The organism is Bacillus silvicola (assembly GCF_050524305.1).
GTDB classification, from domain to species: Bacteria; Bacillota; Bacilli; order Bacillales; family Bacillaceae_G; genus Bacillus_A; species Bacillus_A cereus_AT.
Map to the genome: position 1 here is coordinate 1246116 of NZ_JBNGVC010000001.1, position 12824 is coordinate 1258939.

Sequence of the window (12824 nt, forward strand, 5' to 3'; positions counted from 1 at the left end):
AACTGTCATCTAACAACAATCTTCAACCCTTTTGACGCCTGCTTTTTACAATATACTTCATGTTATATACGATTGTTTTTTCATAACATGAATCGCCTAAAAGAGAACGTTTTCTTACCTTTTCCCAATAATTCAATTGAGAAATGTAAGACCAAAAGCTAAAACAATAGAAAGAACATCTGTTCTTATATTAACAAATCTCATCACCCATGTCTATACGATTTCTAAAATTGCCAAACATTTTTCTGACATTTCTTTCTTTTTTACCTTTTATCTCATACAATAAAAATACAGGCAGGCAAAGGGGGAATTTGCATATGATTGCTTTTTTTACTGATTTTATCATTGTTGCTACCCTCATCATTGGAATAACAGCATTGATTGGTGTCATTACAAATAGCATCGGTGAAAAACTCTTTGGTGGGAAAGAAAAAATGAAGTTTGTTAACAAAAGTTTAGATGTACAATCTGGTTGGAATCAAGTTGGCGGAAAAGGCATTTATAAAAAACGTACGTACTAAAAAAAGCAGGTAATCACCTGCTTTTTTTGTTATTTCTCTACTGATGCCCATTTGAAGCTTACTTCGCCACCATATTTATGATTGTACATATCTTTAATTGTTTCTCTTTGTAAATATGCTCTACCACGTTGATATACTGGAACAATCGCAGCATCATCAAGTAACATTTTTTCTGCTTCTAATAAGTTTTTCCAACGAGCGTTTACGTCGCTTCCATCTTTCTTCGCTTTCATAATAATCTCATCGTACTTCGGATTAGAATACTTCATTTTATTCTGTGCTCCGTCAGTTACGAACATATCAAGATATGTAACTGGATCTGGGAAATCTGCACTCCATCCAGAGAATGACATTACATAGTCACCCGCATCTTCTAATTTTAGTTTTTGCGCGAATGGCTGCTGTTTAATTTTCACTGTTAAACCTGGTAAATTCTTTTCTAACTCACCTTTTAAATATTCACCAGTTTTCTTCGATAATTCCACGTCTTCATTTAACATCTCTAATTCAATTTCATTTTTACCAAGTTCTTTTTTACCAGCTTCCCAATACTTTTTCGCTTCTTTTACATTCGGTTTTATAATATCTCCATTTTCAGCACGGAAATCTTTTTTATCCGGTCCTTTAATGAAATTGTCAGGAATTAATCCCGTCGCTGGCTTAGAACCGTTATTTAATAATGTATCAACGAATGGTTTACGGTCAAAACCAAGAGAAATTGCTTTACGAATATTTTTATTTGCTAAAGCTGGGTCTTTTTGATTTAAGCGAAGGAAGAATACAGAAGTATCTTCTACCGTTTTGAAATCTGGTTTTCCTTTATATTTATCGATGAACTCTGCTAATAACGTCGCTCGATCGACTGCGTTTGTTTCATATAAATTAATTGGCGTAGACGTATCTTTTACAATATTAAAGTTTACTTCCTCAAGCTTCACTTCTTTATTGTCCCAATATGATGGGCTCTTTGTCATTTTGAAGCTACGTTCATGTTGCCAATCACTTAATGTAAATGGCCCGTTATAAAGTGTTGTATTTGCTTCTAAACCAAACTGTGCACCTTGCTCTTTTACATACTTTTCATTCACAGGATAGAAGATCGGATAGACCATTAAATCAACAAGATATGGAATAGAATTATCTAATTCCACTTCTAACGTGTGATCATCAATTGCTTTTACGCCTAATTGATCTGGACTCATCTCTTTTTTATTAATTTTTTCTGCATTCTTTATATCATACATAATGTACGCTGATTTTGCAGCTGTATCTGGATTAATCGCTCTTTGCCATCCATATACGAAATCTTTCGCTGTTACAGGTTCACCATTTGACCATTTTGCATCTTCACGTAATTTAAATGTATACTTTTTACCGTCTTCTGACTTTTGGAATTCTTTCGCTACACCTGGAACTAACTTATCATCTTTTCCAAGACGGTATAGTCCTTCCATCGTGTTGTTCATTACTTTCGAAGAAACTGCATCAGCTGACAAAGCTGGATCCATCGTTGGAATTTCTTGTGTTTCAATTAAGTTTATAACTTGCTTCGCACCGCTTTTCCCGCTATCCCCTTTTGCGTTCGCTTGCGGCTCATCTTTTTGATAACTACATGCCCCTAAAACCATGCTCATCGCTACTGTTGATGCTACAAAAACTGGTATCTTTTTTTTCATACTTCCACCCCTCCAAAAAATGTTAGCCCTTTCATTTTCAAACAGAAAGAAATATATATATGTTCTAATAATTCATATTATACACACAAATATATTCTTTGTATATTTATATTTCTATTTTATTAAAATTTTCTGTTAAAAAATAAACCTTTGTAAACGTTTCATATTGCTATTTTTCCTGACTAAAACGTCAAAAAAACTATTTTTATATTTTTCTAAATTATCAGAGAAAAATGAATTTTATATTCTATTATATTTTACGTATAATTATCCTTCTCTTATTAACATAAAATGGAGGTCTCTTCATATTAAAAATATGTAGGTTAAAATGAGTGCAATGGCTATGAAAGTATGTTACGATACACTTTGCTAAAAATAGATATCGGTAAAGAGGGGACAGATATGACAGCAATTCACTCAAAAAGTGGGCCAACTGAGAAACTAAGTTTATTCCTATTAACATGGCCTATTTTTCTAGAAGTTTTTCTTTTTATGTTGATGGGGATCGCTGATACTTTCATGTTAAGTGCATTATCAGACGATGCTGTATCTGGGGTTGGTGCAGCAAATCAATATCTTCATATCGCTATTTTGGTACTAGAAGTAATTGGGAATGGCGCTGCGATCGTCGTATCTCAATACCTCGGTTCCAAACGTTTTATGGAAGCATCTAAAATATCAGCATTAGCCGTCACATTAAATTTAGTGGTCGGACTCGTTATAAGCGCTGGTTTTCTTTTATTTTCAAAACATATGATGATGGCAATGAATTTACAAGGCGATGTACTAATGTATGCACAAAGCTATTTATCCATCGTCGGAGGGGCTATTTTCCTTCAAGCTATTATTAACTCGTTAGCCGCAATTATCCGCGTTCACGGCTTTACAAAGCAAGCAATGTTTGTTTCGCTCGGAATGAATATTATTCATATCGCCGGAAACTACGTACTTATTTTCGGGAAATTCGGTTTCCCTGAACTCGGTGTGCAAGGGGCCGCGATTTCTTCCGCTGTCAGTCGACTACTGGCACTTATTGTGTTCTTCTGGTTACTATACCGCGTTATGGAATACCGTGTGAAATTACAATATTACTTCACTTTATCAAAAGAATACGTTGGCAAAATATTAAAGATCGGCATTCCATCTGCATTCGAACAAGTCATGTATCAAGCTTGTCAAATTGTCTTCTTATATTACGCAACATACTTAGGTACGGAATCATTGGCAGCAAGGCAATACGCTACTAACATTTCCATGTTCACTTATTTATTTGCCATTGCGATTGGTATGGGAACAGCAATTATTATCGGGCGCCTTGTTGGCGGCGGCGAAAAAGATGAAGCATATGAACGTGTATGGAAAAGTGTAAAATGGGCAATTGGCGTAACTTTATGTATGGTTGTTCTCGTTATTACATTCCGCACACAATTAATGGGACTGTTTACAGATAATCCACACATTATTAAATTAGGTGCAAGCGTTCTTTTACTAAGTGTACTACTTGAAACGGGACGCACGATGAACATCGTCATCATTAATTCACTTCGTGCAGCTGGTGATGCAAAATACCCTGTTTTAATCGGCGCATTCTCTATGGTGTTAATGAGTTTACCACTCGGTTACTTTTTCGCCTTCCATTTAGATATGGGACTCGTTGGTATTTGGTTAGCGATTGCTATCGACGAATGGACGCGTGCCATTATTATGTTCTTCCGCTGGAAAAGTAGAGCATGGGAACGTTATGCACTTGTTAAACCGAATGAGCAAGAAGAAAGTGTTTCTGTTCAGGCGCAGTAACACTCGTTTGATCAAGATGTAGTTATTAGTGAATGAAATTTATATGGGCGATTCTTTCAATATATCGACTTACCGACAATGTTGACCACTCATTTATATAGTAGAAAAAAGCCACCCTTCCTTAATGGAAGAATGGCTTTTTTTATTATTGATAGATTTCTTTATATTTCTTATACTCTGCTTCAGAACATAATACGAAATGGCCTGGGCGAATTTCACGCATTGTTGGTACTTCACTACCATAATCATGCTGAGTTGGATCATATACGATACGTTTACGATTACGCTCATAATCTGGGTCTGGAAGTGGAATTGCTGATAATAGTGATTTTGTATACGGATGAATTGGATTCGCATATAACTCATCACTTGTTGTTAGCTCAACGATTTGACCACGGTACATTACGCCGATGCGGTCACTAATGTATTTTACCATCGATAAATCATGGGCGATGAATAAGTATGTTAAACCTTTTTCTTTTTGTAACTGTTTCAGTAAGTTTACAACTTGCGCCTGAATCGATACGTCAAGTGCTGAGATTGGCTCATCGGCAATGATAAATTCAGGTTCTACAGCAAGTGCTCGAGCAATACCGATACGTTGACGTTGTCCACCTGAGAATTCATGCGGGAAACGGTTCGCGTGTTCTTTATTTAAGCCAACTGTGTTTAACAGTTCATGAACACGATCCATACGCTCTTTTTTACTTTTTGCTAGTCCGTGAATATCAATACCCTCTGCAATAATGTCCCCTACTGTCATACGAGGGTTTAATGATGCATATGGATCTTGGAAAATCATTTGCATTTTACGGTTGAATTTCTTCAGTTCTGCGCGTGATTTTTTACCATGTACATTTTCACCATCGAACAACACTTCACCAGCAGTTGCATCGTATAAACGAATGATTGTTCTTCCAGTTGTTGATTTACCACAACCTGATTCTCCTACAAGACCAAATGTTTCTCCGCGGTAAATATCAAATGAAATATCATTAACCGCTTTGACAACACCACCACTCACGTCGAAGTGTTGCTTTACATTTTTTACTTCAATTAATTTCTCACGTTGTTTAGTCATGTTGTTCACCTGCTTTCATTTGAAGAATGCGTTTTTCAACAACTGCCGGTGGTTTTACTTCTGGCGCTTGCTCATGAAGTAACCAAGTTGCCGCATAGTGTGTATCACTTACTTTAAATAAAGGTGGTTCCATTTCAAAATCAATTTTCAGCGCCTGCGGATTACGTGGTGCAAAAGCATCACCCTTTGGCGGCTTTAATAAGTCTGGAGGCGTTCCAGGAATTGCATATAGCTCTTCTTCTGAACCATCTAAGCTTGGCATAGATGCGATTAAGCCCCATGTGTATGGATGTTGTGGATTATAAAAAATTTCATCAACAGTTCCAATTTCAACAACTTTACCAGCGTACATAACCGCAACTCGGTCTGCAACGTTTGCCACTACACCTAAGTCATGTGTAATGAAAATGATTGCTGCTTCTGTTTTTTGCTGAATGTCCTTCATAAGCTCTAAAATTTGCGCCTGAATTGTAACGTCTAGCGCTGTTGTCGGCTCATCGGCAATTAGTAATTTCGGATTACAAGCTAACGCCATCGCAATAACTACACGCTGTCTCATACCACCTGAGAATTGGTGAGGATATTGTTTTAAGCGAGCTTCTGGATTTGGAATACCTACAAGGTCGATTAATTCTACAGCAACTTTACGTGCGTCCGCTTTACTCATCCCTTGGTGTTTAATAAGGCCTTCCATAATCTGATTACCAATTGTCATCGTTGGATTTAATGATGTCATTGGATCTTGGAAAATCATCGCGATATCTTTACCGCGTACTTGCTGCATTTCTTTTTCTGTTAATTTCGTTAAGTCACGACCTTCAAATACGATTTCACCGTTTTTAATACGTCCTGGAGGGTTCGGAATTAATCCCATTAACGCTTTAGAAGTAACTGATTTACCAGAACCAGATTCTCCTACAATCGCTAATGTCTCTCCTTTTTTTAAATCAAAAGTAACACCGCGTACAGCTTGTACTTCACCTGCATGTGTATCAAAGGAGACTTGCAAATCTTTTACCTCTAGCAATGTTTTCATTTTTACTTCTCCCCTCTTTTACTTACGCATTTTTGGATCTAACGCGTCGCGTAATCCGTCTGCCATTAAGTTAAATGCTAAGATTAACATACTGATGACAACCGCTGGGATGAACATCATATGTGGATACGTTTGAATTGATTTATAACCGTCATTTACAAGAGATCCAAGTGATGCGAATGGTGGCTGAATACCTAAACCAATGAAGCTTAAGAATGCTTCACCAAACACCGCTGTTGGAATTGTAAACATTGTCATTACGATAATTGGTCCCATTACGTTCGGTATTAAGTGTTTCACAATTAATTGTGTATTCGTTGCTCCTAATGTACGAGATGCTAATACGTATTCTTGGTTTTTTAATTTTAGGATTTGTCCACGAACGATACGCGACATCCCTATCCAACCTGTAATTGCCATCGCAAGTGTAATCGACCATATACCTGATCCCATAATGATTACCATTAAAATAACGATGATTAAATATGGAATACCGTTAATAATCTCCATAATACGTTGCATAATGTTATCTACTCTACCGCCGTAGAATGCTGAAATACCTCCGTATGCAACCCCAATTACTAAATCAATTGCTGCTGCTAAAAGAGCGATATATAATGATACGCGTGTACCTTCCCATGTTCTTGTCCATAAATCACGGCCAAGATCATCTGTACCAAACCAGAAGTACTCTTTAATATCACGTTTTTCATATTGGTCAACACCATATTGATCTGTACCGTCAAATGGTAGCCAATGAATATTTTCAATCACTGGAATTTTTGGTGGCATTTTCGCACGACCTAAATCCTGCTCTTTATAAGAATGCTTACTTACCATCGGTCCTATAATTGCTAGTAGTACAATAAGCATTAATAATACGAAACCAAACATTGCACCTTTATGTTGGAACAAACGTCTTCTTACATCTTGCCAAAACGTTAAGCTTGGACGGGCAATGACTTCATTATCAACATTACTTTGATTGGCTGGTTGAAATAAATCTGGAGATAATTTTTGTACATCTTTCATCATTTTTTCCCTCCCGCTAAACGAATACGAGGATCAATAATTCCGTATAAAATATCGACAATGAAAATAACTAAGATGAAGATCGCACTATAGAAAATTGTAGTTCCCATAATAACTGTATAGTCATTCACTGTAATCGATTTAACGAATTGTTCCCCAAGTCCAGGTACAGCGTAAATTTGCTCAATAACTAGTGTCCCTGTAATTAATCCGGCAACCATTGGTCCTAAAATTGTTACAACTGGAATTAACGCGTTACGAAGTGCATGCTTGATAATGATAACGCCTTGGCTAATTCCTTTTGCTTTCGCTGTTAAAATGTAGTCGGCTTGCATAACTTCAATTAACTCTGCACGAGCGAAACGTGCGATTGTTGCGATAACTGCCATCGATAAAGCAATTGTAGGCATTACTGTAAACTCTGGTCCTTTCCAGAATGCTACTGGGAACCAACCAAGTTTTACCCCTACGAAATATTGTAGTAATGCGGCAAATACGAACGATGGTACCGACATACCGAGTACGGAAATTATTGTCGCCCCATAATCGACCCATGTATTGTTACGAAGTGCCGCAACGATTCCTAAAATTAATCCGATAAACGTTCCTAATATAATCGCTTGTAAACCAAGTTGTGCTGATGGTCCAATGCGGTCCACAATCATATCTGTTACTGGGCGGTTATCATATTGGAATGATACCCCTAAATCACCTTTTGCTAAGTTACCTAAGTAACGTGCATATTGAACTGGTACTGGATCATTTAAACCATATTTTTCAAGAATGATTTCTTTTTGTGCCGGTGATAACTTCTCCTGATTTTTAAGCGGAGAACCCGGAAGTAATTTCATCAAAAAGAAAGTCAGTGTAGTAATTAAAAATAATGTCAAAGCCATGTACACGAAACGTTTTAATACATAACGTCCCATAGTCAAGCACCTCCCCGTTTTTCTCAAAAGCAATAAGATAGTTTAAAATATTCTTACTTTTATTTTTTTAAAATAAGAGCATATGCCCATCATAGGCATATACCCTTATTCATGATGGAAACCATTTTTAGTTTTTGAGTTCAACCCACTTATAGCTAAATTCTCCGCCATATTTATGCTCTAATAGGCCAGTAATTGAACTACGTTGTAAATATGCCTTTCCAGGTTGATATACTGGAGCAATCGCTGCATCCTCAAGCAGTTGTTGTTCTGCTTTTAATAGAGCATCCCAGCGAGCTTGTACATCTACTTCTGTTTTGGCTTTCTTAATTAGTTCATCATAAGCTGGATTTGCGTAATTCACTTTATTTTGCGAATTACCTGTTGTATACATTTCAAGGAATGACATTGGATCCATATAATCTGGACTCCATCCCGCATATGACATCGCATAATCTCCACTTGCTTCAAGTTTTAATTTTTGTGCAAATGGCTGCATTTTTGTTGAAACTGTTAAACCTGGTAAGTTCTTTTCGAATTGTCCTTTTAAATACTCTCCGATTTTTTTAGCATCATCAGTATCAAAGTTTAATAACTCTAACTCTACTTTGTCTACACCAAGTTCTTTTTTACCAGCTTCCCAATATTTTTGAGCTTCTTTAACATCCTCTTTTATAAGCTTTCCGTTCTCTTCACGGAAGTCTTTTCCGTTAGGTCCTTTTGCCAAACCTTTCGGAACAAAACCATACATTCCTTCTGAACCATCGTTTAAAATAACTTTTCCGATATTTTCACGTTCAAAGGACATCGCAATTGCTTTTCGGATATTTTTATTTGCTAAAAACTTATTTTTTTCATTTAAGCGAATGAATTGTGTAGATGGTCTCTTAATTGTTTTAAAATCAGCATCTGATTTGTATTTATCTACAAACTCTGATGTTAATACTACACGATCAATTGCTTTTGTTTCATATAAATTTATAGCCGTTGAACGATCCTTAACAATATTGAAGTTTACTTCCTCAAGTTTTACTACTTTATTTTCCCAATACGTCGGATTCTTCGTCAATTTGAAACTTTGTTCATGCTTCCATTCATTTAAAACGAATGGTCCATTGTAAAGTGTCGTATTGGATTCTAATCCGAATTTATCTCCTTGTTCTTTTACAAACTTCTCATTCAAAGGATAAAATGTTGGATAGACTGTTAAACTTACAAAATAAGGAACAGGGTTGTCTAATTCCACTTCAAGTGTGTGATCATCAATGGCCTTTACACCCAGTTCTTCCACTGGTAACTCTTTTTTGTTAACTTTCTCCGCATTTTTAACATCAAATAGTATGTAAGCAAACTTGGCACCCGTATTTGAATCTACAGCTCTTCTCCAAGAATAAACGAAGTCTTTCGCTGTTACAGGCTCACCGTTAGACCATTTCGCATCTTCACGTAATTTAAATACATACTTTTTACCATCCTCTGATTTCTCATAGGATTTAGCGACACCTGGAACGAGTTTATCATCTTTCCCCAGACGATATAATCCTTCCATTGTATTATTCATGATGTTAGAAGATGCTGCATCCGTTGATAACGTCGTATCCATTGTTGGAATCTCAGCTGTTTCAGTTAGGTTTAACACTTGCTTATTTGAGGATTTTTCTTTTGCACCTGCTTTGTTATCTTCTTTTTGATAACTACAAGCTCCTAACATACTCACTGTCAACGTTGATGCAATTAATAACGGTATCTTTTTCTTCATGTTGTATTGCCTCCCCTAATTGCACTTCCTGTACCCTCACTTGTAAAAAAGTAGAATTGAAAGAATAATCTCCAAGTTTCTACAATTTTCATTATACATATAATATGACGATTGTGAATATAGTTTTTTGTTTTTTTGTTAAAATTTTTAATAAATTATTTATTTTTTTATTTTTTTGTAAAGGAATACGTTAACATTGCTACCATCATCTTGCAATTAACACTTTAATTGCATATAATTTTCAAAAAATTATTTATATTACTTATTATAACTTTTATAGTATAATAATTCTAGTAATATTTTGACGGAGGGGAATATTTTGAATAAAGTTTTTTTTCATACTTGTATACTATTTTTCGTAGCGATAATCGCTTCTAGTGTTGGCGCATTCCTCGTTTCATCTCGGTTTTTGTTGAATTTTGTCAACATCTCATTCTATATCTCATTGGTTTTTATTCTTATAGGTGGTTTTTTATACATATTTCAAAATGGATTTTTTAACGTAACAATTTACGCATTCCAAAGAGTATTTGGTACGAACAAAAAAATTGACTCTTTAATTGAAGAAGCAGAGGAACCTACCGATAAAAAAGAACGTATTTATAAAACATATTCATTCAAATGGACGTATCCGATTTGTATTACTGGTATCGTACTTGGTCTGTTCTCGACTCTCATTAGCTTTACTATTTTGATGTAGTTTGCAAACACTATTCCATATGATATAATAATCAGCAAAACATTTTGTTATAAAACTTTAGTTCTTTCATATTAAAAGGGCTCAGTTAACAATAAATAAATTTATATGTATGCGATGATAAAGAAGAGTACATATTGAGGCAATTTCAGAGAGCTTGTGGCTGGTGTGAACAAGTAATTGTGCAATATGGAATGGGCTTTTGAGCACCAAACCGAACCGTGAGTAGTAGGCTTTGGCGTTATATCCAGACGTTATTATGGATCTGAGAGATTTCACAATGGTGAAATAATTAGGGTGGTACCGCGGTCCATTCGTCCCTATGTAATTTGGGATGAATGGGCTTTTTTGTATGCCTTCTCTTCCCTATCACACATTCAAATTTAGGAGGAATTACTTATGTCAGTTATCTTTTCTGGTATTCAGCCAAGTGGAACAATTACACTTGGTAACTATTTAGGAGCTATGAAGCAATTTACAGAGCTTCAAAACGAACACGACTGTTATTTCTGCATTGTAAACCAACATGCGATTACAGTACCTCAAGATCCCGTACAACTTCGTAAAAACATCCGCAGTCTTGCTGCACTATATGTTGCATGCGGCATCGATCCTGAAAAAGCTACTTTATTTGTACAGTCAGAAGTACCCGCACACGCTCAACTAGGATGGATCATGCAATCAGTTGCTTACGTTGGAGAATTGGAGCGTATGACACAATATAAAGATAAAGCTTCTGGTAGAGATTCAGTTCCGGCTGGATTACTTACGTATCCACCATTAATGGCTGCTGATATTTTACTTTACAACACTGAAATCGTACCTGTTGGTGATGATCAAAAACAACATATGGAATTAACACGTGATCTAGCAGAGCGTTTCAACAAACGTTTCCGTGAAGTGTTCACAGTTCCTGAAATTCGCATTCCAAAAGTAGGAGCTCGCGTTATGTCATTAACAGAACCTACGAAAAAAATGAGTAAATCTGATCCAAATCCAAAATCAATGATCAGTATGCTTGATGAACCGAAAACAATTGAAAAGAAAATTAAAAGTGCTGTAACTGACTCTGAAGGTATCGTGAAATTCGATAAAGAAAATAAACCTGGTATCTCTAACTTATTAACAATCTATTCTTCATTCTCTGGAAAAACAGTTGAAGAAATAGAAGCAATGTACGAAGGAAAAGGATACGGCGACTTCAAAGGCGACCTAGCGCAAGTAGTCGTAGAAGCAGTTCGCCCAATCCAAGACAAATATAACGAACTAATCAGCTCCCCAGAACTAGACGAAATTCTAGACAAAGGTGCAGAAAAAGCAAACCGCGTCGCATTCAAACAACTACGCAAAGTAGAAAACGCAATGGGACTAAGCAGAAAACGTAGGTAACTTATAAAGCGGAGGCGGCTCGCTTAGAATGTGAGGGGGATGGAGCTCCTGACGCAGAGGCGCTTCTTGCCTCGCAGGAAGGCGCGAAGCCACCGAACATTCTTGCCAACTCCAAAAAAAAAAACCGCCAATCGGCGGTTTTTTTAATTTACCTTCTGCTCATTTTCCATTTCCCATAGCTTTTCAAAAAACGGCTGTCCTTTTACAAGACGCTCACATAATTGTTCGTGTTTCTCAGACCATCCAGTTTTCGCTTCATCATAAAGTTTAGCCCAAATATCTTCAAATTCCATATGTTGAACCATTCCGTATGCTGATGGATCCCACTCTGTGAACCAGTAGCGAATTTCAGCTGGATTTTTCGTTGTATGTAATTGATCTAACGCCATAAATAATAATTGTTTTAGCTGTCTTTCTTTACGAGTCAAGCCATTCATAATGAAAGGCGATGGTGATAAAATATGATGTTCTTTTTCAATTTCTTCTACCTGGAACTCATACTTTTCTGCTTGCACATTTTCTACCATCTCATATACCATCTGCTCTTGACGAGGTATAAGCCTACTTTTTCTAATTGGCACATTATAGCCGATTGAATCAATCGCAATAATTCCTTTTCCATCTGTAACTACAAAACAATATTCTTGTTGCAAACGTTCGTGATTTTTACGAATATAAGCCTTATGATGTACGTCTTCCAATAACTTTTGCGGAAGCTCTAACAATTCGTTCTCGATGTAATGATATAATGTGGAATCTACTTTTAATAATGGCACTTGATCTAATAGCTCAATCGTATCATCTTTCCGCCACTCGTAAAAATGACAAACGTTATACCCATTCTCTTCACCTTCAAACCAATTTACCCATACATCATGTAGATATAACATTCTCTACCCCTCACTTC

The 12824-nt window shown here is 36.3% G+C and carries 11 protein-coding genes and 1 other annotated feature; of the genes, 4 read left to right on the forward strand and 7 right to left on the reverse strand.

What is annotated here, in order from left to right; translation table 11 throughout:
• Positions 1 to 317 precede the first annotated feature (317 nt).
• On the forward strand, positions 318 to 521 hold the full coding sequence (locus ACP6L7_RS06655; protein ID WP_000559981.1) for a hypothetical protein: 204 nt from the start codon (positions 318 to 320) through the stop codon (positions 519 to 521).
• Positions 522 to 550: 29 nt separating this feature from the next.
• Here ACP6L7_RS06655 and ACP6L7_RS06660 read toward each other — a convergent pair whose 3' ends face one another.
• The gene (locus tag ACP6L7_RS06660; RefSeq protein ID WP_098361664.1) at positions 551 to 2197 is read right to left on the reverse strand and encodes a peptide ABC transporter substrate-binding protein; all 1647 of its coding nucleotides are present in this window, start codon (positions 2195 to 2197) and stop codon (positions 551 to 553) included.
• A gap of 351 nt (positions 2198 to 2548) precedes the next feature.
• On the opposite strand from ACP6L7_RS06660, the gene ACP6L7_RS06665 reads away from it, so the two are divergent.
• A complete protein-coding gene (locus ACP6L7_RS06665) occupies positions 2549 to 3994 on the forward strand; it encodes an MATE family efflux transporter (RefSeq protein WP_141533312.1) in 1446 nt (481 codons plus the stop codon).
• Positions 3995 to 4139: 145 nt separating this feature from the next.
• Here the strand turns inward: ACP6L7_RS06665 and ACP6L7_RS06670 are convergent, their stop codons facing one another.
• From ACP6L7_RS06670 to ACP6L7_RS06690, 5 genes are all read right to left on the reverse strand, one after another.
• Positions 4140 to 5075, reverse strand: a complete 936-nt coding sequence (locus ACP6L7_RS06670) for an ABC transporter ATP-binding protein (protein WP_097830031.1) — start codon at positions 5073 to 5075, stop codon at positions 4140 to 4142.
• Positions 5068 to 6111 carry an ABC transporter ATP-binding protein gene (locus ACP6L7_RS06675; RefSeq protein ID WP_097830030.1) on the reverse strand — a complete coding sequence of 348 codons (1044 nt, stop codon included), beginning with the start codon at positions 6109 to 6111 and terminating at the stop codon, positions 5068 to 5070. Before ACP6L7_RS06675 ends, ACP6L7_RS06670 begins: the two co-directional genes overlap by 8 nt.
• Positions 6112 to 6129: 18 nt before the next feature.
• Positions 6130 to 7146 (reverse strand): oligopeptide ABC transporter permease, encoded by a 1017-nt coding sequence (gene opp3C / locus ACP6L7_RS06680; RefSeq protein WP_000974094.1) that lies wholly within the window; start codon positions 7144 to 7146, stop codon positions 6130 to 6132.
• Complete coding sequence (gene opp3b / locus ACP6L7_RS06685; RefSeq protein ID WP_000534165.1) at positions 7143 to 8072, reverse strand: oligopeptide ABC transporter permease; 930 nt, start codon at positions 8070 to 8072, stop codon at positions 7143 to 7145. The genes opp3C and opp3b overlap by 4 nt, the downstream gene beginning before the upstream one ends.
• Positions 8073 to 8199: 127 nt before the next feature.
• Positions 8200 to 9831: a peptide ABC transporter substrate-binding protein gene (locus ACP6L7_RS06690; RefSeq protein ID WP_097830029.1), complete on the reverse strand. Its 1632-nt coding sequence runs from the start codon at positions 9829 to 9831 to the stop codon at positions 8200 to 8202.
• A gap of 319 nt (positions 9832 to 10150) precedes the next feature.
• Here ACP6L7_RS06690 and ACP6L7_RS06695 point away from each other — a divergent pair, with 319 nt between their 5' ends.
• Together ACP6L7_RS06695 and trpS are read left to right on the forward strand one after the other, a co-directional pair.
• Complete coding sequence (locus ACP6L7_RS06695) at positions 10151 to 10531, forward strand: DUF3899 domain-containing protein (protein WP_097830028.1); 381 nt, start codon at positions 10151 to 10153, stop codon at positions 10529 to 10531.
• A 105-nt stretch (positions 10532 to 10636) separates the two neighbouring features.
• Positions 10637 to 10853, forward strand: a binding site (T-box leader).
• 74 nt (positions 10854 to 10927) lie between these two features.
• Positions 10928 to 11917 carry a tryptophan--tRNA ligase gene (gene trpS, locus ACP6L7_RS06700; protein ID WP_097830027.1) on the forward strand — a complete coding sequence of 330 codons (990 nt, stop codon included), beginning with the start codon at positions 10928 to 10930 and terminating at the stop codon, positions 11915 to 11917.
• 143 nt (positions 11918 to 12060) lie between these two features.
• On the opposite strand, the gene ACP6L7_RS06705 is transcribed toward trpS, so the two are convergent.
• The gene (locus ACP6L7_RS06705; protein WP_000966130.1) at positions 12061 to 12807 is read right to left on the reverse strand and encodes a YjbA family protein; all 747 of its coding nucleotides are present in this window, start codon (positions 12805 to 12807) and stop codon (positions 12061 to 12063) included.
• Positions 12808 to 12824: the final 17 nt, after the last annotated feature.

Coding starts and splice junctions, on each gene's coding strand:
- ACP6L7_RS06675 (WP_097830030.1), bottom strand. CDS start 6,111: ATGAAAACATTGCTAGAGGTAAAAGATTTGCAAGTCTCCTTTGATACA.
- ACP6L7_RS06665 (WP_141533312.1), top strand. CDS start 2,549: ATGTTACGATACACTTTGCTAAAAATAGATATCGGTAAAGAGGGGACA.
- opp3C (WP_000974094.1), bottom strand. CDS start 7,146: ATGATGAAAGATGTACAAAAATTATCTCCAGATTTATTTCAACCAGCC.
- opp3b (WP_000534165.1), bottom strand. CDS start 8,072: ATGGGACGTTATGTATTAAAACGTTTCGTGTACATGGCTTTGACATTA.
- trpS (WP_097830027.1), top strand. CDS start 10,928: ATGTCAGTTATCTTTTCTGGTATTCAGCCAAGTGGAACAATTACACTT.
- ACP6L7_RS06705 (WP_000966130.1), bottom strand. CDS start 12,807: ATGTTATATCTACATGATGTATGGGTAAATTGGTTTGAAGGTGAAGAG.
- ACP6L7_RS06690 (WP_097830029.1), bottom strand. CDS start 9,831: ATGAAGAAAAAGATACCGTTATTAATTGCATCAACGTTGACAGTGAGT.
- ACP6L7_RS06660 (WP_098361664.1), bottom strand. CDS start 2,197: ATGAAAAAAAAGATACCAGTTTTTGTAGCATCAACAGTAGCGATGAGC.
- ACP6L7_RS06670 (WP_097830031.1), bottom strand. CDS start 5,075: ATGACTAAACAACGTGAGAAATTAATTGAAGTAAAAAATGTAAAGCAA.
- ACP6L7_RS06655 (WP_000559981.1), top strand. CDS start 318: ATGATTGCTTTTTTTACTGATTTTATCATTGTTGCTACCCTCATCATT.